Source organism: Plantimonas leprariae, from assembly GCF_008802405.1.
In the GTDB taxonomy this organism is placed as follows: Bacteria; Pseudomonadota; Alphaproteobacteria; order Rhizobiales; family Rhizobiaceae; genus Plantimonas; species Plantimonas leprariae.
Map to the genome: position 1 here is coordinate 180,190 of NZ_VZDO01000005.1, position 26,732 is coordinate 206,921.

Sequence of the window (26,732 nt, forward strand, 5' to 3'; positions counted from 1 at the left end):
GTCATCCGCTGGCTATGCAATCGATAGATGCGACATTTCGACAAATCTGACTATTTGTCATGGAGTTAAGACCGGCGGAGGGAAACCGACGATGGCAAGCGCGGCGGTCAACAGATCGATGGATATGAGCAGAGACGAAACAGGGGATCTCGTCCTTCTTCCGCCTCTATTGTCGATTTCGAAGTCCGTGCGCCAGCTCGTCGGCATAAAGCTTGCCGATATCGATGTCGCTGTCGGGCAGGATCAGTTCCTGCTGCTGTTCGAGAATCATGCACCGCGCTCAGTGATCGATATCGCCAATGCGCTATCGGTCCGCGCGTCGACAGTATCGAAGATGGCTGACATCCTGGAACGCAAAGGTTGGGTCGTGCGCCTACCCGACGTGACGGATGCGCGCCGGGTCCTCCTGCACCTGACCGACTCCGGACGGAAGAAGGCGGAGGCGGTGCGCGGCATCGAGCAGGCGCTGGAGGCCGAGCTCGCCGCCGCGTTCGGCCAGGACAAGCAGATCGCCGCGACGCTCGGCCGGCTCGATCTCGTTCTGGCGACGCGTCTGCGTCGCTTGCGGTAGATTCTCCAGAAAAGGTCGGATCGCCCTTCGCCCTTGGTTCACCAGCACGAAGGGCGCGGACCTCCTTGCCGCCTGCATCAGGCCTTGTCGCCGGGTTTGGGTTCGAGGAGGATGCGGACGACGTTGTCGGGGTCGGCGGGCTTGCGGTAGACCGGCACGTCGTCGAGTTCGTTCGGCAGGAACCAGTCGTCGTAGCCGGTGACGAACACGACCCGCACGCCCTTGGCCTTCAAGGCCGCCGCCACCGGAAACGAGGTCTCGTCGCCCAGCCGGATGTCGGGCACCGCCGCGTCGACCCGCGCCGCGGCGATGATCGCCATCGCCCCTTCCACGTCCGGCACCGGACCCAGCGCCGTGCCGCCCGCCTGCCGCACCGCCTCCGCCATCTCCGTCGCCAGAAAGTACTCGTCCTCCACCACAAGCACGTTCTTGCCGACCAGCTCGCCCAAGTCACCCGAGATCGTCATGTCGCTTCGCACTCGTCACAGTGGATATGCATGCGGGAACGCGCGACGGCGCGGGGCGCGGCAGGATCCGATCAAGGATTTATTGGTCGCTCCTACATATCGGCTCCGGCCGATGGCTCTGCCGACTCATCGCTGCGGCCGATAGGGGCGCTGCCGAGCATTCGCAGCAGGCGATCGGTTCAGTATACGAGCCGCAGCTTCTACGTCGCGCGCATCTCGACCGGCGCGGCGGAACTCGCCAGGCTCGGCGGTTGAAGCTCGTTCCCAGCATGCCGCCGGTCGAGATTTTCGTCACGACCGGCGACCGCACGGCGCTGGCCTGCCTCGTAAAGCTGCTCCGGGACCGGATCGAGCGCGCCTTCAAAGAGGACCGTCGGCGGGCGGACCGTCGTCCGTCCGTCGAGGCGGACCGTTACGGGCGAGGTCTCGCGTCGCCGTCGAAGCTGCGATGGCGCCAGAACCCGTCCCATTCCGAGGCGTCGACGTTCACGAAGGAGACGCTGTCCGCCGGCTCGTAGCCGACTTCCTCCCAGGCGCGCTCGAACGCCATTCGCCAGGACGCCGGCAGCGGCTGGTTCGTCGCGACCACCAGTTCGCCCCGGTAAGTGTAGATCTTGGCGATGGAGCGCGATGCCTCCGTCACGATGTGCCGCGTCCCGATCAAGCCGAGCGCATAGGCGAGAACGACGCACAGGCGCTCGTCCTCGCCGCCTTCGTATCGCATGCACGGAATCTTCGTCGCGATGACGATCTGCGAAGCCTTTTCCACGTCGATCTCCCCGATTTATCTGATCATCGATGCTTCCGACTGACTGGCATGGCGGCCGACGTCGCGGTGGACACGCTCGTTGGCGTCTCTCGCCGAGCGCATCGCACCGCGGCATGATCCTGGCCGACGCGATACATGGCGGCTTCAACATCAGCGGCGGCGAGACGGAAGTAAAGCCTCGAACCGGGAAGGATGCCGCCGTCCTCGCGATGCCGACGCTGCCGCCGGTTCAAGTCCTGTCGGCGATGCCGCCATGCGCGCGCCGCGCCTTGCGGACGAGCCACCAGATCGTGACGACCGCGACGGGCACCGAGACCGCGGTAACGAGTTCGGGCGCGACCGCATGCCCGAAGACGCCGCCTCCCTTCGCCAGGTATCCGACGAGACCGACGACATAATAGGATACCGCCGCCACCGAGAGGCCCTCGACGGTCTGCTGCAGCCGAAGCTGCGCGTGGGCATGATCGTTCATCGAAGCGAGCAGATCGCGGTTCTGGTTCTCGACCTCGACATCGACCCAGGTGCGCAGCAGGTCCGCCGCCCGCGCCAGCTTCTGGGACAGGTTGGCCTGCCGCTCCTCCACCGATCGGCAGGTGCGCATGGCCGGCGCCAGGCGTCGCTGCAGGAACGCCTGCAGTGTATCGAATCCGGACAAAGGCTGCTCGCCGAGTTCCGCCAGCCGTTCCTCCACGATGCCGTCATAGGCGCGGCTGGCCCCGAAGCGATAGAGGCTCGCGGCGGCGTCGGCTTCGAGCTCGGCGGCAAGGTCGGTCAGTTCCGACAAGAGGGTCTGGCTGTCGCGCCGCTCGGCCTCCCGTATCTCGCCCGTCAGCGTCGCCAGGCGATCCTCCATGTGGCGCGTGCGCAGCGACAGCGATTGCGCCAGGGGCAGCCCCAGCATCGCGAGCGTCCGGTAGGTTTCGAGGTCCATCACCCGCTGGCACAGCGCGCCGAGGCGTTCCGGCGAAAGGCCGCCGTCAAGAACGAGGATGCGCGTCAGGCCGTCCGCATCCTGCTGGAAATCCGTCGCCACCGTCGCGCTGCCGGCTTCCACCAGCGAGAGGCAGAGGCTGCCCGGATCGAACGAGGCGACGAGTTGCTCCGCCGCGGCCGTCCTTTCGCGCAGTTCGAGGCGGATGCCGGAGATCGCCGCGCCCGGCGGCTGGAAGCCGCTGCCGAAGGGCACGTCTCCCGGCTCGGGCCCGTCGGCATCGAGAGGCCCGATCCAGAGATAGGTCGAGAATTCGGTGTGGCGTTCCCACCGCAAGGAGCCTTTCCACCAGGGCATCGCATGCTGCCGGACGCTTCGGCCGGGCGCGGCGGCGCCGGCGAGGTGCGAAAGCTCGCGAAGCAGCGCCTCGTCCTTGGTCGACCCGGCTTCGGTCATGAACGCGATCTGGATCAGCACGCTCGGCGTTTCGAGCACCGGGTGCGGGCGCGCATGGATCTCGCCGAGCGCGGCCGACCGTTCCGGATGCGCCGCAAAGCCGAAGAGGGGGGCGACCACCGCCTGTTCGAGATCGAACTGCGATCGCTCGTTTGGCATCGCCGGAACCTCTCTTAAACGGGGAGGATTCGATCCGAAGGCGATCTTCGCATCCGCCGTGCCGGATTGTCGAGACGCCTGCCCGCTGGGCGAACGGGGTGCCCGATCCGTCAGCCGCCTCGCAACGCTTGCCGCCCGGCCGGGGAACCTTGTGGTGGCCGGCCGATTAGCCGCTCATCCGTGGGTGGAGATGGAAGCCGTGACCAGCAGCAGCCCGCTCATCGTCCTGACGTTCTTCACGTTGCTGTCCGGTGTGATCATCGTCGGCGCGTCCTTCGCCTATTCGCTGCGCAAGCGCGAGAATCAGGAGATCGCCAGCCGGGCGTTGCTCGGGCGCGACGACTCGGAAGTCGAATCCGACCGGACTGCCGACGGCGTGCTGCCGGATCTGCTGGCGGTCATGGTCGTCGCCCTGCTCGCAATGGCGCTTCTCGCTTCCGCCTATTTCCTGCGGTGAAGCCTCTGCCGCCGACCGGCCGCAGCTATCCGTAGCCGGATTGCGGCAAGCGGAGCCGAGGCCGGGCGGCGCGCCCCTCGACGGCCCGTCGCACGCACATATCTACTGTCGACGAAACGCCTCGAAAGCAGCCTGTCGCCACGTGGCGACAAGCGTGCAGCGAGGCGAAGGCAGCGTGCATCGCATCGAGCGGCGTTCGGCCTGTGTCGGGAAAGCATCGGAGGAATAACCCAGAGTTCAGGCTGCCGTCGCTCCGGTCAATTGGCCCGGGAGAAATCGTCATGGCAAAGCTTGCGGAAAACCCGATCTCGCACCGAACGCTGACGGATGTCCACGTTCGCACGATCGGCGTCGCGGACGTCAAGGCCGCGCTTCGCGAAGGCTGGTCCGACTTCATGGACAAGCCTTCCCACTACGCGTTCATCGTACTCATCTATCCCATCGTCGGCGTCCTGATCGGCTTGTGGACGTCCGGCAACGGCGCGCTTCCCCTGCTTTATCCACTCGTCACCGGCTTCGCGCTGCTGGGTCCGATCGCGGCGCTCGGCCTCTACGAGATCAGCCGCCGGCGCGAGAGCGGCGCCGATATGTCCTGGCGGCACGCTTTCGACGTTCTGTCTTCGCCGCAGCTCACCTCGATCGTCGGGTTCGGCGTCGTCCTTCTCGCGGTCTTCCTGCTCTGGCTCCTGAGCGCGCAGGCCATATACGCGCTCATCTATTCCGGGCAGGGCCAGGAGTCCCTCACGACTTTCGCGTCGGATGTCCTGACCTCGGCGCGAGGCTGGACGCTGCTCGTCGTCGGCAACATCGTTGGGCTGTTCTTCGCGATCGTCGCGCTCAGCATCAGCGTCGTGACGTTTCCGCTGCTGCTCGATCGTCCGATGACGGTCACGGCCGCGGTCGGGACGTCGCTGCGGGCGACCGCCCTCAACCCCGTGCCGATCCTGGTCTGGGGCGGCATCATCGGGGTGCTGCTCTTCGCCGGCTCGGTGCCGTTGTTCATCGGCCTTGCGGTCGTGCTGCCCGTGCTCGGGCATGCGACCTGGCATCTCTACCGCAAGCTGGTCGAATGAGGTTGCCCGTCGACCGCGAAAGCCGCCGGCCCCAGTGCGGTCATTCGTCGTCGGCGATGCCGTAGCGGTTGAGCTTCAGGTACAGCGCCTGCCGGCTGAGGCCCAGCATCCGTGCCGCCGAGGCTCGGTTGTTGCCGGATAGCTTGAGCGCGGCCTCGATGCACATGCGCTCGATGACGTCGGTCGTGTCGCGGATCAAATCCTTCATCGGCATGCGGCCGACCATCTCGATGAAATCGTCCCGGAGGAGGGCGCCGCCGCCCGTGCCGCGGCCCGGGTCGCCCTCGCCCTCGAAACGGGGGCGCATGACGAGCGCATAGCCCGAGCCGGGCTCGCCGGACCGGGCGACGATCGACGTCTCGATCTCGAGGGAACGTCCGTCCACCGCCTTCAGGACGCCCGATACCATCGGCATGCGTCCGCTCGTCCGCACCCGGTCGAGGATCGAGTCGAGGTCCATGCCTTGCCACTGCAGGTAGGCGTCCAGCGGACGCCCGACGACCTGCGCGGCGAGGGGAATGCCCGCCAGCGCCAGAAACGATTCGTTGCCCCAGTTTGCCGTTCCGTCCTCGTCGATCAGCAGGATCGCCTCGGACGCGTTGCGGACGAGGTCGCCGAGACCGGCGTCCAGTGCGGCATCCGGGCCGCGGTCGGGCCTTCCGGGCGAGAGGCGGACGAGGATCAGCTTCAGGTCGTCGGCGCGGAAGAGTTCCGCGGCGAGCGACAGACCGTCCCGACTGCCTGCGGCATCGGTCGACAGCGTGGCCGGAGCGCCCGTGGCGGCAACGCGGGCGAGCATCGCCTTCATCTCCGCCCGCTCGCCCTTCTCGAAAAGAGCCGGCAGCGCCTTGCCGACAAGGGCCGCCGGCGCCGAGCGCAGCAGCGCCGCCGCCCGAGGATTGGCGTCCCGCACCTTGCCCGTGTCGGCGTCGAGCACGACGAGGGCGTCGGAGACCGTCTCGAACAGGATCCGGTAGTGGGTTTCCGCCTGCCGCTGGCGCCGCCGGTTCCGCTCCAGCGACTGCCGATTGTTGAGAAGGCGCGACTGGAGGCTCGCGGTCGGACGCAGGTCCCGTCCGATCAGGACGATCTCGCCGTCGCCGCCGACATGGAAGGCGGAATATTGCAGCGGCAGCGCGTCGCCGCCGCCGAGGGAGTGGCCGATCTCGTAGCCGCTCGTCGGCCGGCCCTCGCGCGCCGAAAGCAGCATGGCCTTCAGCGCGGGATGGCTGGAATGATTGACGACCTTGTCGATCCGCTTGCCCCGCCACGCGGCGATCGGCGCGGCCGAAACGTCCTGCAGGTTGTGGGAAAGATCGCCGATGACGTCGTTGGCGTCGACCACCATGGTCAGGTCGGCCGAGGCGGCGATGAGATCGGCGAGGGTCTGGCTATCGGCGGCCGGAAGCTGCAGGCGCGGCGGGGAAGGTTTCGATGCCATCGGGTCGGGATAACTCGGGGGAAGCGTCTGCTCGCCGACGTTATATCGGCTCGTGCTCACCGGACACAATCGGTGCCGGAGAAAGTCGATCCGAAGGATCGCGTTCTCCACCGGCGTGCTGCCGAAGCGGTGCGTCCGGTCACCGGGACATGCGCGAGCCGCCAGCCGCCCGAGGCGCGAATATTTGCTGGCAAACGGCACGGACGGTATGGACGCCGCCGCCGGTTTGGACCTAACCTTACCCTCGCAATGCTGTGCGGCAAGGAAGCGACAAGACTTCGCAGCCGCTTCGCGACGGAGGAGGGTGCCGTGTGGAACAGCGAAGCATCGGGGGGTGACGGCGAGCCATGGCCCGGCGAGGGTGTTCTTCGCCGCTATTGCGTGGCCGCCTATGTGAACGACGATCTCATCGCGGCCGTAGAGGGCTGGCGAAGGGCGCACGGCATCGCCGACCAACCCGAAGCGCTCGGCGAACTGGTTCGCCTGGGTCTCATGAGCGAGGTGGCGAAGATCTATCGTCTCGTCTGCCAGGACAAGCAGCCCCGCGACAGGCCCGTCGACGCCGACGGCAAGCGCCGACGCCATCCCCGGCCGCGACGGCTGGAGCGTCAGGAACTCGGCCTCCCGGCCAACTGACGATTGGCCGATCTAGGGCCCCATTGCGGTCCGGCGGAAACACCGACAGGAGCGCGCCTATCGACATGCGCTCTTTTTTCGGCCGACCGCTCGCTTAGCTGATCGGATCGACAAGGCGGGAACGGGAGGCAGGAGCTTGATCGACTGGACCCTCGCCGTCTTCGGGCTCCTCGGATTCGCCGCGGCAACGAGCGGTGGCTTCTTTCGACCGGGCGAATGGTACGAACGGCTGCGCAAGCCGTCCTGGACGCCGCCGAACTGGGCCTTCGGCGCCGTGTGGTCCGTGCTCTACGTGATGATCGTGATCGCCGGGTGGCTCGTGTGGCGGAACGAGCCGGGCGGTCCGGCAGTCTGGTTGTGGGGCATCCAGCTCGTGCTCAACGCGCTCTGGTCGGCGATCTTCTTCGGCATGCGCCGGATCGATCTCGCCATGGCGGAGGTCTTGCTCCTTTGGCTGGCGATCGCGGCCTTCATCGTGGCGGCGGCCGGCATTTCCGCGACGGCCGCCATCCTGTTCGTCCCCTACCTGATCTGGGTTACGATCGCCGCTGCGCTCAACTGGGGTGTGCTCCGGATGAACGCGGCGGCGCCGTAGGCCTCGAACCGCGGAGCGCGCCCGCGGCGCCCTCCGGTTCGGCTGGGCATCGCAAGCCGCGCCGCCGCCTCAGTTGCTCGGGACCTCTGCGAACAGTTCGTCGAGACGCGCCTTCGCCTTCGGGGATACTTGCTTGACGGCCTTCGCCTCGGCGAGGTTCGTCGGCTTGCCCGCGACCACGAGGGCGACCATCCCCATGGAATAGTGCGGCTGGCACTTGATGCCGTAGACGCCCTCGGCGTCGACCGTCATCGTCACCGGCTTGCCGGCCTTGCCCTTGAACTCCTTGCCGCCGGCCGGGACCATGCCCTTCATAGTTTCGGCGAGGTGGCCCGCGTCGGTCGGGATGAAGGTCACGGTATCGCCGGGCGCGGCCGTGATGAGGTCCGGCTCGAACACCATCTCGCCCTTCGCGCCCTTGTTCACCATCTTCACCTGATGGTCCGCCGCGATGGCGGGCACGGCGACGACGAGCGGCAGGGCCGCGAGCAACATCAACGCAGACTTCATGGACTTTCTCCTCCCTGGTTGAACGCCATCCACCTGCCACCCCTCGAAACCGGGGTGCGGGCCGGACGGAACGGATCGGTGATGGATGAAACGAGGCTGGCAGCGACGGGATTTTCGTCGAGATAGCATGCCGGGCGCGGGCGTTCCGGCTCGGCCGAACCCTCCTTCCGCCGTCGCGGCGGCTCGATGCCTTCCGATGGCAAGAGCTACTCCCAAAGCCGAAATCTGTCAAAGCAGATATGTCAAAACAGATTGACAGTCGGAAGTGTCCGGCACACTGTCGGCCATTCCGGCGCGCCGGCGGGAAAGCGGTTCCGGACGGTGCAGGGCAGGCGTTGCACGGGTCACGGCATGGAGTTCAGCTATCCGTTCTCGGCGATCGTCGGCCAGGAGGAGATGAAGCGGGCGCTGCTGCTCGCCGCCGTCGATCCGCGCATCGGCGGCATCCTGGTCTTCGGCCATCGCGGCACGGGCAAGACGACCGCGATCCGGGGGCTCGCAGGGCTATTGCCGCCGATGAGGGTGACCGGCGACTGCCGCTACAACTGCGACCCCGCGGACGAGCGGGATCGCTGCCCGCAATGCGCGAAGGACGCCGCGAACGGCCGCGCGAAGTCGCGCAAGGCCCCGGTTCCCGTGGTCGACCTGCCGCTCGGCGCGACCGAGGACCGGGTCGCCGGCGCGCTGGATCTCGAAAAGGCGCTCGTTTCGGGCGAGAAGGCCTTCGAACCGGGCCTTCTCGCCAGGGCCCATCGCGGCTTCCTCTACATCGACGAGGTCAACCTCCTCGAAGACCATCTCGTCGATCTCCTGCTCGACGTTTCGGCCTCCGGCTTCAACGTGGTGGAGCGGGAAGGGCTGAGCGTTCGCCACGCGGCGCGCTTCGTGCTCGTCGGCAGTGGCAATCCGGAGGAAGGCGAGCTCCGTCCGCAACTGCTCGACCGCTTCGGGCTTTCCGTGGAAGTGGCTTCGCCGGGCGATGTCGCGACGCGCGTCGAGGTCGTCAAGCGCCGCGACGCCTTCGACCGGGATCCACGCGCCTTCGCGGAGAGTTGGAAACGCAAGGACGCGGCGCTCCGCGCGCGGATCGGCAAGGCGAGGGACGCGCTGAGCTCCGTCGCGACGTCGGATGCGGTCCTCGAGCAGGCAGCGGCGCTCTGTCTCGCGCTCGGCGTCGACGGCCTTCGAGGCGAACTGACGCTCGTCCGGGCGGCGAGAGCGCTGACGGCGCTGGAGGGCGGCGCGGCGGTGACCGCCGGCGCGGTCCGCGCCGTCGCCGTCTCCGCGCTGCGGCACCGGCTGCGGCGCGATCCGCTGGACGAAAGCGGCTCCGGCGCGCGCGTCGAGCGCGCCCTCGTCGAGATCGCCGCGTGACGAGCGCCTGGGTGGACGCCTGTCTCGCCGCCGCCCTCGTCGCTGTCGACGGCCGCGGGCTCGGCGGCATCCGGGTGCGCTCGCGAGCCGGACCCGTGCGCGACCGCTGGCTCGACGAGCTCGCGCGCTGCCTCGGCCCCGAGGTGCCGATCCGGCGCGTTGCGGGCGGCATCGCGGCAGAGCGGCTGGTCGGCGGCCTCGACCTCGCTGCAACGCTCGGGCGCGGCCGTCCGGTCGCCGAGCCCGGACTGCTGGAGGCAGTGGACGGCGGCTGTCTCGTCGTGGCCATGGCGGAGCGGCTGGACCGCACCGCCGCCGGTGTGATCGCGGCGGCGTTGGACGAGAAGCTGGTTCGTTTCGCGCTGATCGCGCTCGATGAAAGCGCGGAGGACGACGAACGGCTCGTGCCCGTCCTTGCCGACCGCCTCGGGCTGGTCGTCGATCTCGATGCCCTGTCCTGGCGAGAAACGGCACGGACCATCGTTACGCCGGACATCCGCGCCGCGCGCTCGCGGCTCGGCGCTGTGGAGATGGGGGAGGATGTGGTGGCAGCGCTCGCTTCGGCAGCGACGGCGCTCGGGCTCGCGTCCCTCCGCGCGCCGCTGCACCTCGTTCGAGCGGCGCGCGCGGTTGCCGCGCTTCGCGGCGTTACTCATGTCGAGGCGGAAGACGCCGTCGCGGCGCTGCGGCTCGTGCTCGGCGTGCGGCTGCCGGACCCGGCGGAAAGCGCGGCGGAGGCGGAAGAACCTGCTTCGCACGCGCCCCCGGAAGACGGCGTCGCGCCTCGCGATCCGGATCGCGAGCCAGCGCCGGCGACCGACGGCGTTGCGCCGGACGTGGTTCTCGACGCCGTGCGGACCGTCCTGCCGCGGAACGTGCTCCTCGCCCTCCAGGCGACGTCGCGCGAGCGGGCGAAGCGCGGCATCGCCGGCAAGGCCGGTGCGACGGAGGCGCACGGGCGGCGTGGCCGTGCGCTGACGCCGAGCGCCAGGAAACCGGTTCCGGATGCGCGGATCGACCTTCTCGCGACGCTTCGGCAGGCGGCGCCCTGGCAGCTTATCCGCGCGCGCACCGGCATGCAGGAGGCTTCGCCTTCGAAACGGCTCCATGTGCGCAAGGACGATTTCCGCTTCGTCCGCGCTAGGACGAAGACCGGTACGACCGCGATCTTCGCCGTCGACGCCTCCGGTTCGGCCGCGGTGGAGCGCCTCGCCGAAGCCAAGGGCGCGGTGGAGCACTTGCTGGCCGAATGCTACGTCCGCCGCGACAGCGTCGCCCTGATCGCCTTTCGCGGCCGGCGCGCCGAAACGCTGCTCGAGCCGACGCGCTCGCTGGTCCGCGCCAAGCGCTGCCTTGCGGCCTTGCCCGGCGGCGGCGGCACGCCTCTGGCGGACGGCATCCTCCTCGCCTCGCGAGTGGCGGCGGCGTCCGTGCGCAAGGGGCAGGACGCGATCGTGGTCTTCCTCACCGACGGACGCGGCAATGTCGCGCTGGACGGCACGAGCGCAGCGGATAAGCTGGCCGCGGATCTGGCGGGCGCGGCGCTGCGATTTCGGCAATCGGGCGTCCGCGCCATCCTGATCGACACGGCCCGGCGAGCGCAGCCACGCACGGCGGAACTCGCCCGCAACCTCGGCGCCGAATACCTGGCGCTGCCGCAAGGAGGAGCGCGAAGCTTGGCCCAGGAAGTCGGCGCGAGAATGAAGGCCTGACGGCTTCCATGTTCGGTGGTTTGCGCAGCCCGTCTTGGAGCGTCGAAGGCCGCGACTGGCCGAACCGGGCATTCAGCCGCTTCGTGCGCTCCGGCGGGCTGCTCTGGCACCTGCAGGAGATGGGCGAGGGGCCGCGCGTCCTGTTCGTCCACGGCACGGGGGCGGCGACCCATTCGTTCCGCGACCTCGCGCCCTTGCTGGCGGCCTCGGGATTCCGAGTGCTGGCGCTCGACCTTCCCGGCCACGGCTTCACGCAGCATCCCGCCTCCGGCGACGGCCTCTCGCTGCCGGGCATGGCGAGGCTCGTGCGCGGCGTCCTCGCCGAAGCGGGGTTCGAGCCGCAAGTCGCGGTCGGCCATTCCGCCGGCGCCGCCGTTCTGGTCGCGATGGCGCTCGACGGCTCCATCCGTCCCGAAACGGTGGTCGCCCTCAACGGGGCGCTGCTGCCGATCCGGGGGGCGGCGCTGTTCTCGCCGCTCGCCAAGCTGCTGTTCCTCAATCCGCTGGCGCCCCGGCTGTTCGCGCTCCGGGCGATCAGCCGCGACGCCACGCGCCGGCTGCTCGAAAGCACCGGCTCCGCCGTCGATGCGCGCGGCGTCGAACTCTATGCGCGCCTGTTCCGATCGTCCGGCCATGTCGCGGCGACGCTCGGCATGATGGCGAACTGGGACCTCGACCCGATCGAGCGGCGTCTGCCCGCTCTCGCCATGCCGCTCGTGCTCGTCGCCGCCGCCGACGACCGGGCGATCCCGCCGGCCGACGCGCGGACCGTCGCGGCCCGCATGCCGAACGCCCGGGTCGTGCCGATCCGGCGCGGCGGCCATCTCGTGCACGAAAGCGAGCCGGCCGAGATCGCCGCGCTCATTCGCCGGGCTGCAGCGGAGGCCGGAGTCGTCCCGGCAGGGCCGGGCTGAGAACGGGTACGGAGGCGCCGCCTCGACCCGCGAGCCGCGGCATCTTGAACGGCAGCAGCGCCTGCACCCAGCGCGAGCGGAAACGGTCGAGATCGACCGTCTCGTGGATCGCGCGCCGCCGCGACCCGTCCTGGCCGAGCATCGAGCGGCTGTAGAAGGGCGTGTCCTCCAGCGTCCGTTCGACATGCGCCGCTCCCGGCGCCGAGCGCGCGACGCGCCAGCCGGTTCGCGGCAGGGGCCGGCTCGGCTTGGCCGCGAGCGAGGCGAGCGTCCCGTCGCGCCGGTATTCGAGCGCGAGGCTGCGCGGCCCACCTTCGCGCGGCGACGTCTCGTAATGGATGCGGGTCCCGCCGTCGGCCTCGCTCCGGCACCAGTCCCAGCGGCGGAAGCCCGCTTCCAGCGGCTCCGCGCCGTGGTTCATGTCGAGATAGGCGCTGCCCCGCCAGCCGAGATCGGGATGGTCGAACCGCGCCTCGACGCGGGCGCAGGGCGCGACCGGCCGCCAGAAATGTCGGCGGTTGTCGTGAAGGCAGATTTCCTCCGCGAAGACCGGCCCCGGCTCGACGATGATGCGGCCGCGCAGGCGCTTCGGAACGGGCACGGTCCATTCGTCGATGTCGATGACGAGCTGCCGGCCGGTCCAGGTCCAGGCGCTCGGGCCGATCGCGAGGCGTGCGGCGCTGGCATTCAGGGTGCCTCGGCCCCGCTCCGTCATCGCCCAGCGCTTGCCGTGCGGCGTGTAGAGGATGGCGTTGATGCTGACATGGTCGAAGGGATCGGCCGCGCCCTCACGCCGCCGCCGCGCCGCCGCGTAGTACGGCGAGAAGACGCTGCCGATGAAGGCGATGACCGTCAGCGCGTTCCGCCCGTCGTCGCCGATCGCATCGAGATACCACCAGGCATAGCCGCCGGGCGGGACCGCGCGGTCGAAGCCAAATGCGTCAGCACCGCCGAGGCCGCGTGCCGGCCCGATAGCGCAGCCATCGGCACGCCCGCGCCCGGATGCGTCCCCCCTCCCGCCAGGAACAGCCCCTTGATACGGGTCTTCGCGCCCGGCCGGCGGAACGACGCCGCCCAGCCATGCGACGCCCGGCCGTAGAGCGCTCCGCTTGACCCCGGAAACATCGCCGCGAAATCGCCCGGCTCCGTCCGGACGCTCGCTTCGCGCCTGCCGGAAATCCTCAAGCCTGCCCGCGCCAGCCGTACCACCATCCGCGTCTCGCATGCTGCGATCTCCTCTTGGCTGAAGGGATGGGTGTCGGACCGGGCCGGCGCGTTGACGAGCAGGAAGAGGCTTTCCTCGCCCCGGACGGTGGCCGTGGCGCGCGCGTCGCGATCCTGCGCGCAGACGTAGACGGTCGGGTCCTCGGGCAGCCGGTTCCGGGCGAAGAGGTCGCGGAACTCGGCCGGATAGTCCTTCGAGAAGAAAACGTTGTGATGCGACAGTGGGAAGCCCTGCACGTCCCCCCGCATCGACCAGGTCAGCGCCGACAGCGACCGATGCCCGGGTGCGACGCCGGGTACGGCCCGGCTGACGTCGCTTCCCAGAAGCCCGGCGGCGAGGGCGGCCGGGTCGCCGTTGAATACCACCGCGTCGGCAGCGATCCTTTCGCCCGAGCCAAGCCGGACGCCCGTCGCCGTCCCGCGCGGCGCTTCGATGGCTGCGACCTCCGCGCCGTGGCGGAACTCGATCCCCCATTCGCGCCCGATCCGCTCCAGCGCTTCGGCGATCCGCGTCAGGCCGCCCTCCACCAGCCAGACGCCGCGCTGCTCGACATGGGCGATCAGCATCAGCGGGCCGGGCGCCAGATAGGGGGAGGAGCCGCAATAGGTGGCGTAGCGCCCGAAAAGCTGGCGAAGCCGCGGATCGCGGAAGTGACGCCCGACGACCTTCGCGAGCGCGTTGAACGGCTCGATGCGCGACAGCCGCGCGAGGCCGCCAAGGCCGACCGATCGCGTCAATGTCGCGATGTTGGGGGCGGGATGCTCGACGAAGCCCGCTTCGAGCGTTCCGAAGACTTCCGCCGTCAAGCGGCGGAAGGCGCGGTAGCCCTCCTCTTCGTTCGGGCCGGCGAGCGCCGCCACCGCCGCGGCCGAAGCGTCCTCGTCGGCGTGGAGGTCCATCACCGAACCGTCGTCCCAGAAGTGCCGGGCGAGAACGCTCGCGGGCGTCAGCCGCAGGTGCGCGTCGAGCCGAGCCCCTGCCGTCGCGAAGATCGCCTCGAAGACCCAGCGCATGGTGAGGACGGTCGGGCCTGACTCGATCGCGTGCCCGGCGACGGCAACACGGCGCAGTTTGCCGCCCGACCGCGGCGCCTTTTCCAGAACCGTCACCTCGGCGCCGGCCACCGCCATGACGAGCGCCGCGACGAGGCCGCCGATGCCGGCGCCGACAACAACGACCCGGCGGCGCGCCTGCCGCCCACCCATCGGACGATTGTCGTTTTCTTTTGTCATTTATTGTGTCAACTATCATTTACATATGGTCGCGTCCATACGCCTTTGCCTCGGGAGGATCGGATGGCTGGAGACGAGCTTTCGCAGAGGATCGAGAACGCGCTGCGTCGGGCGCTCGCCCGAGTGACGGGCGCCGCCGCGCCGCCGCGCCTCGCCGCGGCCTGCGAGGCCTCGGTCTTCCCGGCCGGCCAGCGGATCCGCCCGCGCCTCGCGCTTTCGGTGGCGCTCGCCTGCGGCGACGACCGGCCGCTGGTCGCCAATGCCGCCGCGGTCGCCGTGGAGCTTCTCCATTGCGCTTCGCTCGTGCACGACGACATGCCCTGCTTCGACGACGCCGCGCTCCGCCGGGGGCGGCCCTCCGTCCACGCCGCGCATGGCGAGGCGCTGGCGCTGCTCGCCGGCGATGCGCTGATCGTGCTGGCCTTCGAGACGGTGGCGCTGGCGGCCGCCGCCGATCCGCTGCGCGCGGCGAGCCTGTCGCTGGTGATCGCGCGCGCCGTCGGCATGCCGAACGGAATCGTGGCGGGTCAGGGCTGGGAGAGCGAGCCGGACCCCGATCTCGGCCTCTACCAGCGCGCCAAGACGGGGGCGCTCTTCGCCGGGGCCGCGCAGGCGGGAGCCGTAGCTGCGGGTGCCGCGGCGGCGGATGCCTGGGGGCTCCTCGGCTACCGGCTCGGCGAGGCCTATCAGGTCGCCGACGATATCCGCGACGTGATGTGCAGCGAGCGGACGATCGGCAAGCCGGTCGGCCGCGACGAGGCCCTCGGCCGTCCGAACGCGGTTCGCGAACTCGGGCTCCGGGGCGCGGCGCTGCGCCTGAAGTCGCTCGTCGAGGAAGCGACGGACGGCGTGCCGGTCTGCCCTGGCGCCGACGCCCTCAAGACGCAGATCCGCCTGCAGGCGTCGCGCTTCCTGCCGGAGGACGCGACGCAATACGCGGCTTGACGAGACTGGATGGACAACCCGGCTGTTCGAGGAGGTGCAGATGCTGCCGACCTGGCTGGATCGCATGCGCGAGGGTCGCGTTCGCCGGATCGCCGATCCGGATTTCCGCCGCAGGGCGGCGAACTCGCCGCTGACGAAGGGCTACGCCCGTCGCCAAGCGAAAGCGCTCTTCGACCTGTCCGCCGGTTTCGTCTATTCGCAGATTCTTTACGCCTCTGTCCGGTGCGGTCTCTTCGACATGCTGGCCGCGGGCCCGCTGGAACTTGCGGAGATCGCGCGGCGAACCGACCTGCCGGAGCCGGCGGCGGAGCGGCTGCTGAAAGGGGCCGCCGCGCTCGATCTCGTCGAGGCGCGCGGCCGGCGCCGCTACGCGCTCGGGAGCCTCGGGGCGGCGCTCGTCGACAATCCCGGCGCGAGGGCGATGATCCTGCACCACGACATGCTCTATCGCGATCTCGCCGACCCGATCGCGCTGCTGAGGGGCGAAACGCAGCCGGAACTCGGCCGCTACTGGACCTACGGGGAAGGCAAGGGCGAGGAGACCGGAACGGACGAGGAGGGGCATGAACCCTCGTCGCCGGACCGCGCGGGCTACACCGAGCTCATGGCTGCCTCGCAAGGGCTGGTCAACGCGGAGATCCTCGACGCCTATACGTTCCGCGGCCACAAACGCCTGCTCGACGTCGGGGGTGGCGACGGCTCGTTCCTGATCGCGGTGGGCAAGCAGGCCCCGCACCTCGAACTCACGCTTTTCGACCTGCCGGCCGTCGCCGGGACGGCGCGCGCGAACATCGCGCGGGCGGGGCTGGCGGATCGCGGGGAGGTCGTCGTCGGCGATCTCTTCGCCGACGCGCTGCCGGCCGGCGCCGACGTCGTGACGCTGAACCGCGTGCTCCACGACCACGACGACGAAGAGGCGCTGGCGATCCTCGAAGCGGTGCGGCGCGCGATCGCGCCGGGCGGCACGTTGCTCGTGACGGAGCCGATGGCGGGAACGCCCGGCGCGCGGGAAAGCGGCGACGCCTATTTCGGCTTCTACCTCTTCGCCGTGGGACAGGGGCGGCCGCGAACGACGGGGGAGATCGGCCGGATGCTGCATCGGGCCGGTTTCGACGGCGTCGTACCGCTCGAGACCAACACTCCCGTGATCGCGCGAAGCCTCGCGGCGAGGGCAAGGCCGCAGCCTCTCAGGCGCGGGCCGGCGCCAGCTGGAAAGGGCGCGAGGGGCGTTCGGCCACTGTAAAATTTGTTTGACAATTAATGTTGTAAATATAAAATTACACATCACATCCAAGCCGCGGGCCGTGCCGCCCCGGTGGGAGGGATCGGACGATGAAAGCCAAGGCGATCCTCTTGGAAGAGCCGGGCCAAGCGCGATTGTCGGACCTCGTGCTCGGCGATCCGACGCCCGCCGATATCGTCGTCGACATGGAATGGAGCGGCATCTCGACCGGGACCGAACGCCTGCTCTGGTCGGGAAAGATGCCGTCGTTTCCAGGCATGGGCTACCCGCTGGTGCCGGGCTACGAGTCGGTCGGCCGCGTCGTGGAAGCGGGGCCCCTGTCCGGCCGCAAGGTCGGCGAGCGCGTCTTCGTGCCGGGGGCGAACTGCTATCGGGACGCGCGCGGCCTGTTCGGCGGCGCCTCGTCGCGGGTCGTGATTCCCGGCGCGAAGGCGATGCCGGTGGACGGCGCGCTGGAGCGGCAGGCGGTTCTCCTCGCGCTGGCCGCGACCGCGCATCACGCGGTCTCGCCGGACACCCGCAAGGGGCCGGAACTCATCGTCGGGCACGGCGTCCTCGGTCGCCTCGTCGCCCGCCTCGTCGTGGCCGGGGGCGGACGCCCGACCGTCTGGGAGCGCGATCCCCGGCGGCGCACGGGCGCGGCCGGCTACGACGTGGTCGATCCGGATGCGGACGAGCGCCGCGACTACGCTCGTGTCTGCGACGCGAGCGGCGACCCGGACATCCTCGACGCCCTCGTTTCCCGCCTCGCGCGCGGCGGCGAGATCGTGCTCGCCGGCTTCTACAGCCGGCGCCTGTCCTTCGCCTTCCCGCCGGCCTTCATGCGCGAGGCCTCGATCCGCGTCGCCGCGGAATGGCGGCGCAACGACCTCGTCGCGGTGGCCGAGATGGCGGCGGACGGGCGGCTGTCGTTGGACGGTCTCGTCACGCACGAGGCGGCGCCGAGCGCCCATGCCGACGCCTATGCGACCGCCTTCGGCGATCCGGGCTGCCTGAAGATGGTGCTCGACTGGAGGCCGCTCGCATGGACGCACTGACATCCGCTTCCGAGGGCGGCCTTCTGGCGCTGGTGGAAAGCGTCCGGGCGGAAGCCGCGATGGAACCCGAACCGGTGGCGACCGGCGAGGCGAAGAAGGAGACGCAGATCATCGCCATCTACGGCAAGGGCGGGATCGGCAAGAGCTTCACGCTGGCCAATCTCAGCCACATGATGGCGGCGCGCGGCAAGCGCGTTCTCCTCATCGGCTGCGATCCGAAGTCCGACACGACCTCGCTGCTGTTCGGCGGGCGCGCCTGCCCGACCATCATCGAGACCTCGGCGAAGAAGAAGGCCGCCGGCGAGGACGTGCGGATCGGCGACGTCTGCTTCAAGCGGGGCGGCGTCTTCGCCATGGAGCTCGGCGGCCCGGAGGTCGGCCGGGGCTGCGGCGGGCGCGGCATCATCCACGGCTTCGAGCTCCTGGAGAAGCTCGGCTTCCACGACTGGGGCTTCGACTACGTGCTGCTCGACTTCCTCGGCGACGTCGTGTGCGGCGGCTTCGGCCTGCCGATCGCGCGCGACATGTGCCAGAAGGTGATCGTGGTCGGCTCGAACGACCTTCAGTCGCTCTACGTCGCCAACAACGTCTGCTCGGCGGTCGACTACTTCCGCAAGCTCGGCGGCAATGTCGGCGTCGCCGGCATGGTGATCAACAAGGACGACGGGACGGGCGAGGCGGCGGCCTTCGCGAAGGCCGTCGGCATCCCGGTCCTCGCGGCGATTCCCGCCGACGACGACATCCGCCGGAAAAGCGCGAACTATCAGATCGTCGGCACGCCGGAAGGTCGCTGGGGACCGCTCTTCGACGAGCTCGCCCAGAACGTCGCCGCCTCCGGCCCGCGCCGCCCGGCCCCGTTGACGCAGGACGAGCTGCTGGCGCTGTTCTCCGCCGAGCAGACCGGCGGCTCGGTGGCGCTGGAACCCGCGACGGAGGCCGACATGCGCGGCGGCCGGGTCGTCGCGAAGCCGTCCCTCGAAGTCGTCTACGACGCGGTCTGACGGCGATGGACGGGCGGGCGGACATCGACTCGGGCACCGCAACGGAAGCCGTCCACGCTTCCGCCGCCGCCGAAAGCTCCGGCTGCCACGGCGGCAAGGCGGAACTTTCCCGCGCGGCGGAAGCCGCCGGCAACGGCGAACTCATGCGCAAGCTCCGCGCCGACTATCCGCAGGGGCCGCACGATCAGCCGCAGTCGATGTGCCCGGCATTCGGATCTTTGCGCGTCGGCCTTCGCATGCGCCGCACGGCGACCGTCTTGTCGGGCTCCGCCTGCTGCGTCTACGGGCTGACCTTCACCTCGCACTTCTACGGCGCCAAGCGCACGGTCGGCTACGTGCCGTTCAACTCCGAGACGCTCGTCACCGGCAAGCTCTACGAGGACATCCGCGAGGCGGTGCATACGCTCGCCGATCCCGCCCTCTACGACGCGGTGATCGTCACCAATCTCTGCGTGCCGACCGCCTCCGGCGTGCCTCTGAAGGCGCTGCCGAAGGCGATCAACGGCGTCAGGATCATCGGCATCGACGTGCCGGGCTTCGGCGTGCCGACGCATGCGGAGGCGAAGGACGTGCTCGCCGGCGCGATGCTGGCCTATGCGCGGGCGGAAGTCGCCGCCGGCCCGGTGGCCGCGCCCCGCGCGGGGCTCGCGGACCGCCCGACCGTGACGCTGCTCGGCGAGATGTTCCCGGCCGATCCCGTCGCCATCGGCCGGATGCTGGAGCCGATGGGCCTTGCCGCCGGGCCGGTCGTGCCGACGCGCGAATGGCGCGAGCTTTATGCCGCGCTCGACTGCGCCGCGGTCGCCGCGATCCACCCGTTCTACAAGGCGAGCGTGCGCGAGTTCGAGGCGGCGGGCCGCACCGTCGTCGGCTCGGCGCCCGTCGGCGTCGAAGGCACGAGCGCTTGGCTCGACGCGGTCGGCGCTGCCTGCGGGATCGGCCGAGCGAAGGTCGACGCGGCCAAGGGGCCGGTCCTCGGCGCGACGCGCGAAGCGCTTGCGCGCGCGCCGATCACCGCCCGCATCACGCTCTCCGGCTACGAGGGCTCGGAACTGATCGTCGGCCGGCTCCTGAAGGAATCCGGCGCGGACCTTCGCTATGTCGGCACCGCCTGCCCGAAGACGCCGTGGAACGTCGCCGACGCCGAGTGGCTGCGGGCGCACGGCGTCCATGTCGAGTTCCGCGCCTCGCTGGAAACCGACCTCGCGGCTTTCGACGAGTTCCGGCCGGAGGTGGCGGTCGGCACGACGCCGGTGGTGCAGCACGCCAAGCAGCGCAGCGTTCCGGCGCTCTACTTCACCAACCTCATCTCGGCGCGGCCGCTGATGGGGCCGGCGGGCGCGGGTTCGCTCGCGGCGGTGGTGAACGCCGCGAGCGGCAACACCGCGCGCTTCGACGCCATGACCGCCTTCTTCGAGGGCGTCGGCAAGGAGCACCGCGCCGGTATCTGGCCGGACGCCGCGCGCCTGCCACCCGTCGAGGCGCCCGCCGCCCGGCCGCCCGTCGCCGCGAAGCCCTCCGTCCGGATGGAGGACTTCTAGATGCTGGTCCTCGATCACGACAGGGCAGGGGGCTACTGGGGCTCGGTCTACGTCTTCACGGCGGTGAAGGGCCTGCAGGTCGTCATCGACGGCCCGGTCGGCTGCGAGAACCTGCCCGTGACCTCGGTGCTCCACTACACCGACGCCCTGCCGCCGCACGAACTGCCGATCGTCGTCACCGGCCTCGCCGAGGAGGAACTCGGCCAGACCGGCACGGAAGGCACGATGAAGCGGGCGCACGGCACCCTCGACCCCGCGAAGCCGAGCGTCGTGGTGACGGGTTCCATCGCCGAGATGATCGGCGGGGGCGTGACGCCGGAAGGCACCGGCATCATGCGCTTCCTGCCGCGCACCATCGACGAGGACCAGTGGCAGAGCGCCGACCGGGCGATGCTCTGGCTGTGGAAGGAGTTCGGGCCGAAAGGGAAGAAGCCTCGCAAGGCCGTGCCCCGGCCGGAAGGCGCACCCCCGCGCGTCAACATCGTCGGACCGATCTACGGCACGTTCAACATGCCCTCCGACCTCGCCGAGATCCGCCGCCTGGTGGAAGGCATCGGCTGCGAGGTGAATTGCGTCTTCCCGCTCGGCCTCGACATCGCGGACGTGCCGAAGCTGGGTGAAGCCGACGTCAACGTCTGCCTCTACCGCGAGTTCGGCCGCAAGCTCTGCGAGGCGCTGGAGAAGCCCTACCTCCAGGCCCCGATCGGCCTCCATTCCACCACCGCCTTCCTGGAGAAGCTCGGCGAGCTGACCGGCCTCGACCCCGAGCCCTTCATCGCGCGCGAGAAGATGACGACGGTGAAGCCGCTCTGGGATCTCTGGCGCTCGGTGACGCAGGACTTCTTCGCCACCGCCAGTTTCGGCGTGGTCGCCTCCGAGACCTATGCGCGCGGCATCCGGCATTTCCTCGAAGAGGACATGGGCTTCCCCTGCGCCTTCGCTTATCAGCGGCGGGCCGGGGAGAAGACCGACAACGCGGCGGTGCGCCAGGCGGTGCGCGCCAAGCAGCCGCTCGTCCTCTTCGGCTCGTTCAACGAACGGATGTACGCGGCCGAGGCCGGCGGGCGTGCCTCGTTCATCCCGGCCTCGTTCCCCGGCGCGATCGTGCGGCGGCACACCGGCACGCCCTTCATGGGCTACGCGGGGGCGACCTACCTCGTGCAGGAGGTCTGCAACGCGCTGTTCGACGCGCTCTTCAGGATCCTGCCGCTCGGGCTCGAACTCGATCAGGTCGAGGCCACGGTGGCGCGGCTCACGCAGGAACTGCCGTGGGACGCGGACGCGCTCCGCGCGATGGACGCGGCGATCGAGGCGGAGCCCGTGCTCGTGCGCATCTCGGCCGCCAAGCGCCTGCGCGACGGCGCGGAAGGCGCGGCGCGCCGGGCGGGCGAGAACAGGGTCGCGGCGGCGCGCGTCGCCGAGGCGCTGCGGGCTGGACGCGAATTCGCATGAGTCCTGAGCGCTCGGGAGAGCGCGGGGCGTGAATGACCGGGAGGCAGGCGATGTCCACGATCGAGGTCGACAGGCACACGGAGTACCGCCGCCGGCGGCGCGAGGAGGCGCGCGAATACTGGCTGATCTTCTGCCTCATCTACCCGCAACTCCTCGTCGTCGCGGTGGTCCGGCGGCTGCTCGCCCTGTTTCTCGGCCGGCCTCCGGCGCCGGGCGAGCCACGCCGTTCCGTCTTCACCGAGGCGAGGGTGGGGGCGGCGTCCTGCATCCCCTTCGCCTTCAAATGAGGTCGGCCCGTTTCCGGTCGCCCAATCGTCCGGAAAACGCCGCGGGCCTCCGGGAGCCGCGGCCTCGATGCCGCGCGATCGTCGCGCGGCCACCGGCCGCAAGGCCGAGGAAAGGAGGTTGATGATGTCAATGAGTGAAGGAATTGTCGACAGACCAAGCATCGACAGCAGGCCGGGCATGCCCGACAGACCTCCCGCAACCGACGGGTCGTTCACGGGAATGTCCGAGGCGGAGGCGAAGGAGTTCCACAAGATCTTCCAGACGAGCTTCCTCGTCTTCGTGGGGGTCGCGGTCTTCGCCCACATCCTCGCGTGGATCTGGCGGCCCTGGCTGCCGGGACCCAACGGCTACGCGTCGCTCGATGCCCACACGACGCACGCGTTCGGTGCCGTCGTCTCGATGTTGAGCTAGGAGGCGGCCGAGATGTGGAGAATGTGGCTTCTGTTCGATCCGCGCAGGACGCTGATCGCGCTCTTCCTGTTCCTGTTCATCCTCGCGCTGGTGATTCACTTCATCCTGCTCAGCACCAACCGGTTCAACTGGCTGGAAGGGCCGGCGCCCGCAACGCCGGCGGCGTCGCTGAGCATCGAGGGACCGGTCAAGGCCGGCTAGGCGGGAACCCTGCCAAACAAGGATGCGGGCGGCCCGCGACCGTCGACCGCCCGCATCGCAAGCGTCCAGGTCGTCACGCGACAAGCGTTTCGGGGAGGTCCGGGTCATGGCGTTGCTCAGCTTCGAGCGGAAATATCGCGTCAGGGGCGGCACCCTGGTCGGCGGCGACCTCTTCGACTTCTGGGTCGGGCCGTTCTTCGTCGGCTTCTTCGGCGTGACCACCGTCTTCTTCACCGCCGTCGGCATTTCGCTGATCCTCTACGGCGCGGCGATCGGGCCGACGTGGAACCCGTTCCTGATCAGCATCAACCCGCCCGCGCAGGAGGTCGGCCTCGGCTTCGCGCCGCTGAAGGAAGGCGGCCTCTGGCAGGTCGTCACGATCTGCGCCATCGGGGCCTTCGTGTCCTGGGCGCTCCGGCAGGCGGAGATCGCGAGGAAGCTCGGCATGGGGATGCACGTCCCCTGGGCCTTCAGCGCCGCGATCCTCGCCTACGTCACGCTCGTCGTCATCCGGCCGGTACTGCTCGGCGCCTGGGCGAACGGCTTTCCGTACGGGTTCATGTCGCACCTCGAATGGGTGTCGAACACCGGCTACCAATACGGCAACTTCCACTACAACCCCGTCCACATGATCGCCATCACCTTCTTCTTCACGAACTGCCTGGCGCTGGCGCTGCACGGGGGGCTGATCCTCGCCGCCACCAATCCCGGCAAGGGCCGCGAGGTGAAGACGGCCGAGCACGAGAACACCTATTTCCGCGACACGATCGGCTACTCGATCGGCACGCTCGGCATCCACCGGCTGGGCCTGTTCCTCGCCGTCTCCGCCTCGGTCTTTAGCGCGATCTGCATCGTCATCAGCGGGCCGCTCTGGAGCCAGGGCTGGCCGGAATGGTGGGACTGGTGGCAGCGCATCCCGATCTGGAAATAGGCGGGCCGCACGGTCCGCGACAGAGGCGACAGACGGCAGGCTTGGCGAGGAGGCCGCGATGGCCGAGTACCAGAACATCTTTTCGCGCGTGCAGCTTCGCGGCGAGCTGGACCTCGGCGTCCCGATCCCGGAAGGCGTCTGGGCGCGGGGCAGGCAGGCCCGCTACTCGTACTGGCTCGGCAAGTTCGGCGACGCCCAGCTCGGGCCGATCTATCTCGGCGGCCTCGGCCTCGCCTCGATCATGTGCGGCTTCGTCGCCATCGAGATCATCGGCCTCAACATGCTGGCCAAGGTGAACTGGGACCCGCAAGAATTCGTCAAGCAGTTCTTCTGGCTGTCGCTCGACCCGCCGCTGCCGCAGCACGGGCTGAAGGTCCTGCCGCCGCTGAAGGAGGGCGGCTGGTGGCTGATGGCCGGCTTCTTCATGACCTCGGCGATCCTGCTCTGGTGGGCGCGGATGTACCGCCGCGCCCGGGCGCTCGGCCTCGGCACGCACATCCCCTGGGCCTTCGCGGCCGCGATCTGGCTCTACCTCGTGCTTGGCTTCATCCGCCCGCTGCTGCTCGGCTCGTGGAGCGAGGGCGTGCCGTTCGGCATCTTCCCGCATCTCGACTGGACCAACAACTTCTCGCTGAACCACGGGAACCTGTTCTACAACCCGTTCCACATGCTCTCGATCGCCTTCCTCTACGGCTCGGCCGTCCTGTTCGCGATGCACGGCGCGACGATCCTGGCGGTCAGCCGGCTCGGCGGCGAGCGCGAGATCGAGCAGATCGTCGATCGGGGCACGGCGGCCGAGCGCGCCGCCTTGTTCTGGCGCTGGACCATGGGCTTCAACGCCACCTTCGAATCCGTCCACCGCTGGGCGTGGTGGTTCGCGATCCTCTGCCCGCTGACGGGCGGGATCGGCATCCTGCTCTCGGGCACGGTGGTCGACAACTGGTTCGAATGGGGCCAGAAGCACGGCCTCGCCCTGCCGGGCTGAGCGACCGCTCGACAGCCTCCGAGGACGCGAGAAAGGCCGGCTATCCGCCGGCCTTTGAATTTCTCCCGCTTTCCGTTGCCGGTTGTGGCCGCTGCGCCTTCAGGCGACGGCTCTCGCCATGGCGCAGCGGGACCAGAGGTCCGACAGGGCGCCGATCAGGTGGTCGATGTCCGCGTCCGAATGGAGGGGCGAGGGCGTGATGCGCAGCCGCTCCGTGCCGCGCGGCACGGTCGGGTAGTTGATCGGCTGGAGATAGATGCCGTAGCCGTCGAGCAGCGTGTCGCTGATCCATTTGCACTTCACCGGATCTCCGACCATCACCGGCACGATGTGGCTCCGGTTCGGCATCACCGGGATCCCGAGAGTCTCCAGCCGCGAGCGCACCCGGCGGACTTGGGTTTGGTGCCGCGCCCGCTCGAACGGGCTCTGCTTCAGGTGCGCGATCGAGGCCCGCGCCCCGGCGGCGACCGCCGGCGGCAGCGCGGTGGTGAAGATGAAGCCGGACGCGAAGGAGCGGATGAAGTCGCAGGTTCTCGCGGACGCGGCGACGTACCCGCCGACGACGCCGAACGCCTTGCCGAGCGTCCCCTCGATGAGGTCGAGCCGATCCATCAGGCCCTCCCGCTCGGCGATGCCGCCGCCGCGCGGGCCGTAGAGCCCGACGGCGTGGACCTCGTCGAGATAGGTCATCGCCCCGTGCCGCTCGGCCACCTCGACGATCTCGGCGAGCGGGGCAACGTCGCCGTCCATCGAGTAGACGGATTCGAAGGCGACGAGCTTCGGCACGCCCGCGCCGTATTCCGACAGGAGCCGGTCGAGGTCGCGTGGGTCGTTGTGCTTCCACAGCCGCTTCTCGGCGCGCGAATGGCGGATGCCCTCGATCATCGAGGCGTGGTTGCCTTCGTCCGAGAAGACGACGCAGCCGGGGATCTGCGAGCCCAGCGTCGACAGCGCCGTCCAGTTCGACACGTAGCCGGAGGTGAAGAGCAGGGCCGCCTCCTTGCCGTGGAGGTCCGCCAGCTCGCGTTCGAGCAGCACGTGGTCGTGGGTGTTGCCGGAGATGTTGCGCGTGCCGCCGGCCCCCGCGCCGCAGCGGTCCAGCGCCTCGTGCATCGCGGCGAGCACCTTCGGATGCTGGCCCATGCCGAGATAGTCGTTGGAACACCAGACGGTGACCTCGCCCTTCGCGCCGCCGGCGTGCCGCGTCGCGCGCGGGAAGTCGCCGGCATGGCGCTCCAGCTCCGCGAAGACGCGGTAGCGGCCTTCCTCCCGCAGCGCGTCGAGCTTGTTCCCGAAGAACGACTCGAAGTCCATCTGCCCCTCCCGCGGTTCCCCGATGCGGCTATTCCTGCCCGGCCGACCGCAGCGCGGCGGCCGGCGTCAGGCGATGTTTCGAAGGCTCGTGGCGCGGATGGGCGCCGCGCGACCGCATGCTCCAGTTCCATAAGGCTTCCACCGGAACGGGGAGCACGAGGAACCAGTGTTCGAGGATCGCGAGCGCCATCATCGTGGCGAGAAAGGTGTTGGCGGCGCGGGTGAACGGATCGGTGGTGAAGGCGGCCTCCGTGCCGAGTACCGCGCAGACCGCCGTCGAGAGCGTGATCGACACGGGAAACAGAAGGTTCATCGGCTTCACGGTGAGGAAGCTCTTCAGGTAGGCGAGGTGAGGCGGCAGGAAGTGCGCGTTGATGTTGCGGACGCCCAGGAAGACGTTCAGCCGGGCGCTCTCGTGCATCCACCAGAGGATCACGAAGGTCCGGAACCCGACCTCGTTCGCCCCGCCCCAGGCGAGCGCCGCCACCACGCCGAACGAGGCGAGGATCGCCAGTTCGTGCCAGAGGCTGACCTGGAACGCGTGCCCGAGATGCCTCCAGCCCCGGCAGCCTTCCTCGCAAGGATGACGCCGGGGACCCGTCACGTAACCCATGTAGAAGCTGATCTCGTGCCAGGCCCAGCAGCCGAGCGCCGAGGCGAAGGCGAGATAGGCGCCGCCCGTCGTCGTGTCGTCCGAAGACGCCCGCAGCCCGTACCAGGACAGGCCGAGCAGAACCGTCGCGCCGAGCATGCTCCACTTGAACGTCTCTCGCGGCAGGCCGTCGAGATAGATCACGAGGCCGGTGGAGAACCACCAGACGAAGAGCGCGAAGAGGATCGCGGCGAGGGTGGCGGCCATCT

At 69.5% G+C, this 26,732-nt stretch carries 28 protein-coding genes; 19 read left to right on the forward strand and 9 right to left on the reverse strand.

Annotated features, from left to right (window positions below):
- Positions 1–91 precede the first annotated feature (91 nt).
- On the forward strand, positions 92–571 hold the full coding sequence (locus F6X38_RS08985; protein ID WP_150969377.1) for a MarR family transcriptional regulator: 480 nt from the start codon (positions 92–94) through the stop codon (positions 569–571).
- A 77-nt stretch (positions 572–648) separates the two neighbouring features.
- Here F6X38_RS08985 and F6X38_RS08990 read toward each other — a convergent pair whose 3' ends face one another.
- The 3 genes from F6X38_RS08990 to F6X38_RS09000 all read right to left on the reverse strand — a co-directional run bounded on the left by F6X38_RS08990 (position 649) and on the right by F6X38_RS09000 (position 3,353).
- A complete protein-coding gene (locus tag F6X38_RS08990; RefSeq protein WP_150969378.1) occupies positions 649–1,038 on the reverse strand; it encodes a response regulator in 390 nt (129 codons plus the stop codon).
- A gap of 412 nt (positions 1,039–1,450) precedes the next feature.
- Positions 1,451–1,807 carry a hypothetical protein gene (locus F6X38_RS08995; protein ID WP_150969379.1) on the reverse strand — a complete coding sequence of 119 codons (357 nt, stop codon included), beginning with the start codon at positions 1,805–1,807 and terminating at the stop codon, positions 1,451–1,453.
- A gap of 229 nt (positions 1,808–2,036) precedes the next feature.
- The gene (locus tag F6X38_RS09000) at positions 2,037–3,353 is read right to left on the reverse strand and encodes a DUF3422 family protein (RefSeq protein WP_150969380.1); all 1,317 of its coding nucleotides are present in this window, start codon (positions 3,351–3,353) and stop codon (positions 2,037–2,039) included.
- A gap of 184 nt (positions 3,354–3,537) precedes the next feature.
- Here F6X38_RS09000 and F6X38_RS09005 point away from each other — a divergent pair, with 184 nt between their 5' ends.
- Both F6X38_RS09005 and F6X38_RS09010 read left to right on the forward strand, forming a co-directional pair.
- Complete coding sequence (locus F6X38_RS09005) at positions 3,538–3,810, forward strand: hypothetical protein (RefSeq protein WP_161992676.1); 273 nt, start codon at positions 3,538–3,540, stop codon at positions 3,808–3,810.
- Positions 3,811–4,091: 281 nt separating this feature from the next.
- Complete coding sequence (locus tag F6X38_RS09010) at positions 4,092–4,883, forward strand: DUF2189 domain-containing protein (RefSeq protein ID WP_150969382.1); 792 nt, start codon at positions 4,092–4,094, stop codon at positions 4,881–4,883.
- Between the two features lie 40 nt (positions 4,884–4,923).
- Here the strand turns inward: F6X38_RS09010 and ppsR are convergent, their stop codons facing one another.
- Positions 4,924–6,324 (reverse strand): transcriptional regulator PpsR, encoded by a 1,401-nt coding sequence (gene ppsR, locus F6X38_RS09015; protein ID WP_161992677.1) that lies wholly within the window; start codon positions 6,322–6,324, stop codon positions 4,924–4,926.
- Between the two features lie 309 nt (positions 6,325–6,633).
- Here ppsR and F6X38_RS23325 point away from each other — a divergent pair, with 309 nt between their 5' ends.
- Both F6X38_RS23325 and F6X38_RS09020 read left to right on the forward strand, forming a co-directional pair.
- Positions 6,634–6,960, forward strand: a complete 327-nt coding sequence (locus F6X38_RS23325) for a hypothetical protein (protein WP_161992678.1) — start codon at positions 6,634–6,636, stop codon at positions 6,958–6,960.
- Between the two features lie 136 nt (positions 6,961–7,096).
- Positions 7,097–7,555 (forward strand): TspO/MBR family protein, encoded by a 459-nt coding sequence (locus F6X38_RS09020; protein ID WP_202617954.1) that lies wholly within the window; start codon positions 7,097–7,099, stop codon positions 7,553–7,555.
- A 69-nt stretch (positions 7,556–7,624) separates the two neighbouring features.
- Here the strand turns inward: F6X38_RS09020 and F6X38_RS09025 are convergent, their stop codons facing one another.
- Entirely contained in the window at positions 7,625–8,065 is a 441-nt protein-coding gene (locus F6X38_RS09025; RefSeq protein ID WP_150969384.1) for a pseudoazurin, read from the reverse strand.
- Positions 8,066–8,416: 351 nt separating this feature from the next.
- Between F6X38_RS09025 and bchI the strand changes: the two genes are divergently transcribed.
- The 3 genes from bchI to bchO are packed head-to-tail and all read left to right on the forward strand — an operon-like array spanning position 8,417 to position 12,065.
- A complete protein-coding gene (gene bchI, locus F6X38_RS09030) occupies positions 8,417–9,439 on the forward strand; it encodes a magnesium chelatase ATPase subunit I (RefSeq protein WP_150969505.1) in 1,023 nt (340 codons plus the stop codon).
- The gene (locus F6X38_RS09035; RefSeq protein WP_150969385.1) at positions 9,436–11,151 is read left to right on the forward strand and encodes a magnesium chelatase subunit D; all 1,716 of its coding nucleotides are present in this window, start codon (positions 9,436–9,438) and stop codon (positions 11,149–11,151) included. Before bchI ends, F6X38_RS09035 begins: the two co-directional genes overlap by 4 nt.
- An 8-nt stretch (positions 11,152–11,159) precedes the next feature.
- Positions 11,160–12,065 carry an alpha/beta fold hydrolase BchO gene (bchO, locus tag F6X38_RS09040; protein ID WP_150969386.1) on the forward strand — a complete coding sequence of 302 codons (906 nt, stop codon included), beginning with the start codon at positions 11,160–11,162 and terminating at the stop codon, positions 12,063–12,065.
- On the opposite strand, the gene F6X38_RS09045 is transcribed toward bchO, so the two are convergent.
- Both F6X38_RS09045 and crtD read right to left on the reverse strand, forming a co-directional pair.
- Complete coding sequence (locus F6X38_RS09045) at positions 12,013–12,780, reverse strand: hydratase (protein ID WP_202617955.1); 768 nt, start codon at positions 12,778–12,780, stop codon at positions 12,013–12,015. The genes bchO and F6X38_RS09045 overlap by 53 nt on opposite strands.
- Positions 12,781–12,917: 137 nt before the next feature.
- Positions 12,918–14,495 carry a 1-hydroxycarotenoid 3,4-desaturase CrtD gene (crtD, locus tag F6X38_RS09050; protein WP_150969387.1) on the reverse strand — a complete coding sequence of 526 codons (1,578 nt, stop codon included), beginning with the start codon at positions 14,493–14,495 and terminating at the stop codon, positions 12,918–12,920.
- A 90-nt stretch (positions 14,496–14,585) separates the two neighbouring features.
- Here crtD and F6X38_RS09055 point away from each other — a divergent pair, with 90 nt between their 5' ends.
- From F6X38_RS09055 to pufM, 11 genes are all read left to right on the forward strand, one after another.
- Entirely contained in the window at positions 14,586–15,467 is an 882-nt protein-coding gene (locus F6X38_RS09055) for a polyprenyl synthetase family protein (RefSeq protein ID WP_150969388.1), read from the forward strand.
- A gap of 40 nt (positions 15,468–15,507) precedes the next feature.
- On the forward strand, positions 15,508–16,710 hold the full coding sequence (locus tag F6X38_RS09060; RefSeq protein WP_150969389.1) for a methyltransferase: 1,203 nt from the start codon (positions 15,508–15,510) through the stop codon (positions 16,708–16,710).
- 89 nt (positions 16,711–16,799) lie between these two features.
- Entirely contained in the window at positions 16,800–17,747 is a 948-nt protein-coding gene (bchC, locus tag F6X38_RS09065; RefSeq protein WP_150969390.1) for a chlorophyll synthesis pathway protein BchC, read from the forward strand.
- Entirely contained in the window at positions 17,735–18,748 is a 1,014-nt protein-coding gene (locus F6X38_RS09070; protein WP_150969391.1) for a chlorophyllide a reductase iron protein subunit X, read from the forward strand. The genes bchC and F6X38_RS09070 overlap by 13 nt, the downstream gene beginning before the upstream one ends.
- A gap of 5 nt (positions 18,749–18,753) precedes the next feature.
- The gene (bchY, locus tag F6X38_RS09075; protein ID WP_150969392.1) at positions 18,754–20,289 is read left to right on the forward strand and encodes a chlorophyllide a reductase subunit Y; all 1,536 of its coding nucleotides are present in this window, start codon (positions 18,754–18,756) and stop codon (positions 20,287–20,289) included.
- Positions 20,290–21,741, forward strand: coding sequence for a chlorophyllide a reductase subunit Z (bchZ, locus tag F6X38_RS09080; RefSeq protein WP_150969393.1), 1,452 nt, complete (start codon positions 20,290–20,292; stop codon positions 21,739–21,741).
- A 50-nt stretch (positions 21,742–21,791) separates the two neighbouring features.
- Positions 21,792–22,028, forward strand: coding sequence for a hypothetical protein (locus F6X38_RS09085; RefSeq protein WP_150969394.1), 237 nt, complete (start codon positions 21,792–21,794; stop codon positions 22,026–22,028).
- 178 nt (positions 22,029–22,206) lie between these two features.
- Complete coding sequence (gene pufB, locus F6X38_RS09090; RefSeq protein WP_150969395.1) at positions 22,207–22,440, forward strand: light-harvesting antenna LH1, beta subunit; 234 nt, start codon at positions 22,207–22,209, stop codon at positions 22,438–22,440.
- Positions 22,441–22,452: 12 nt separating this feature from the next.
- A complete protein-coding gene (pufA, locus tag F6X38_RS09095) occupies positions 22,453–22,641 on the forward strand; it encodes a light-harvesting antenna LH1, alpha subunit (protein WP_150969396.1) in 189 nt (62 codons plus the stop codon).
- 106 nt (positions 22,642–22,747) lie between these two features.
- Positions 22,748–23,572, forward strand: a complete 825-nt coding sequence (gene pufL, locus F6X38_RS09100) for a photosynthetic reaction center subunit L (RefSeq protein ID WP_150969397.1) — start codon at positions 22,748–22,750, stop codon at positions 23,570–23,572.
- 58 nt (positions 23,573–23,630) lie between these two features.
- A complete protein-coding gene (gene pufM / locus F6X38_RS09105; protein ID WP_150969398.1) occupies positions 23,631–24,557 on the forward strand; it encodes a photosynthetic reaction center subunit M in 927 nt (308 codons plus the stop codon).
- A gap of 99 nt (positions 24,558–24,656) precedes the next feature.
- Here the strand turns inward: pufM and hemA are convergent, their stop codons facing one another.
- Together hemA and puhE are read right to left on the reverse strand one after the other, a co-directional pair.
- Complete coding sequence (gene hemA / locus F6X38_RS09110; RefSeq protein ID WP_150969399.1) at positions 24,657–25,871, reverse strand: 5-aminolevulinate synthase; 1,215 nt, start codon at positions 25,869–25,871, stop codon at positions 24,657–24,659.
- 28 nt (positions 25,872–25,899) lie between these two features.
- Positions 25,900–26,730 (reverse strand): putative photosynthetic complex assembly protein PuhE, encoded by an 831-nt coding sequence (gene puhE, locus F6X38_RS09115; protein WP_150969400.1) that lies wholly within the window; start codon positions 26,728–26,730, stop codon positions 25,900–25,902.
- Positions 26,731–26,732: the final 2 nt, after the last annotated feature.

What these genes read in the sequence shown, in the direction of transcription:
- F6X38_RS08985 (WP_150969377.1), top strand. Translation starts at nt 92, where the DNA reads ATGGCAAGCGCGGCGGTCAACAGATCGATGGATATGAGCAGAGACGAA.
- F6X38_RS08990 (WP_150969378.1), bottom strand. Translation starts at nt 1,038, where the DNA reads ATGACGATCTCGGGTGACTTGGGCGAGCTGGTCGGCAAGAACGTGCTT.
- F6X38_RS09000 (WP_150969380.1), bottom strand. Translation starts at nt 3,353, where the DNA reads ATGCCAAACGAGCGATCGCAGTTCGATCTCGAACAGGCGGTGGTCGCC.
- F6X38_RS09010 (WP_150969382.1), top strand. Translation starts at nt 4,092, where the DNA reads ATGGCAAAGCTTGCGGAAAACCCGATCTCGCACCGAACGCTGACGGAT.
- ppsR (WP_161992677.1), bottom strand. Translation starts at nt 6,324, where the DNA reads ATGGCATCGAAACCTTCCCCGCCGCGCCTGCAGCTTCCGGCCGCCGAT.
- F6X38_RS09025 (WP_150969384.1), bottom strand. Translation starts at nt 8,065, where the DNA reads ATGAAGTCTGCGTTGATGTTGCTCGCGGCCCTGCCGCTCGTCGTCGCC.
- bchI (WP_150969505.1), top strand. Translation starts at nt 8,417, where the DNA reads ATGGAGTTCAGCTATCCGTTCTCGGCGATCGTCGGCCAGGAGGAGATG.
- bchO (WP_150969386.1), top strand. Translation starts at nt 11,160, where the DNA reads ATGTTCGGTGGTTTGCGCAGCCCGTCTTGGAGCGTCGAAGGCCGCGAC.
- F6X38_RS09045 (WP_202617955.1), bottom strand. Translation starts at nt 12,780, where the DNA reads ATGACGGAGCGGGGCCGAGGCACCCTGAATGCCAGCGCCGCACGCCTC.
- crtD (WP_150969387.1), bottom strand. Translation starts at nt 14,495, where the DNA reads ATGGGTGGGCGGCAGGCGCGCCGCCGGGTCGTTGTTGTCGGCGCCGGC.
- F6X38_RS09055 (WP_150969388.1), top strand. Translation starts at nt 14,586, where the DNA reads ATGGCTGGAGACGAGCTTTCGCAGAGGATCGAGAACGCGCTGCGTCGG.
- F6X38_RS09060 (WP_150969389.1), top strand. Translation starts at nt 15,508, where the DNA reads ATGCTGCCGACCTGGCTGGATCGCATGCGCGAGGGTCGCGTTCGCCGG.
- bchC (WP_150969390.1), top strand. Translation starts at nt 16,800, where the DNA reads ATGAAAGCCAAGGCGATCCTCTTGGAAGAGCCGGGCCAAGCGCGATTG.
- F6X38_RS09070 (WP_150969391.1), top strand. Translation starts at nt 17,735, where the DNA reads ATGGACGCACTGACATCCGCTTCCGAGGGCGGCCTTCTGGCGCTGGTG.
- bchY (WP_150969392.1), top strand. Translation starts at nt 18,754, where the DNA reads ATGGACGGGCGGGCGGACATCGACTCGGGCACCGCAACGGAAGCCGTC.
- bchZ (WP_150969393.1), top strand. Translation starts at nt 20,290, where the DNA reads ATGCTGGTCCTCGATCACGACAGGGCAGGGGGCTACTGGGGCTCGGTC.
- F6X38_RS09085 (WP_150969394.1), top strand. Translation starts at nt 21,792, where the DNA reads ATGTCCACGATCGAGGTCGACAGGCACACGGAGTACCGCCGCCGGCGG.
- pufB (WP_150969395.1), top strand. Translation starts at nt 22,207, where the DNA reads ATGCCCGACAGACCTCCCGCAACCGACGGGTCGTTCACGGGAATGTCC.
- pufA (WP_150969396.1), top strand. Translation starts at nt 22,453, where the DNA reads ATGTGGAGAATGTGGCTTCTGTTCGATCCGCGCAGGACGCTGATCGCG.
- pufL (WP_150969397.1), top strand. Translation starts at nt 22,748, where the DNA reads ATGGCGTTGCTCAGCTTCGAGCGGAAATATCGCGTCAGGGGCGGCACC.
- pufM (WP_150969398.1), top strand. Translation starts at nt 23,631, where the DNA reads ATGGCCGAGTACCAGAACATCTTTTCGCGCGTGCAGCTTCGCGGCGAG.
- hemA (WP_150969399.1), bottom strand. Translation starts at nt 25,871, where the DNA reads ATGGACTTCGAGTCGTTCTTCGGGAACAAGCTCGACGCGCTGCGGGAG.
- puhE (WP_150969400.1), bottom strand. Translation starts at nt 26,730, where the DNA reads ATGGCCGCCACCCTCGCCGCGATCCTCTTCGCGCTCTTCGTCTGGTGG.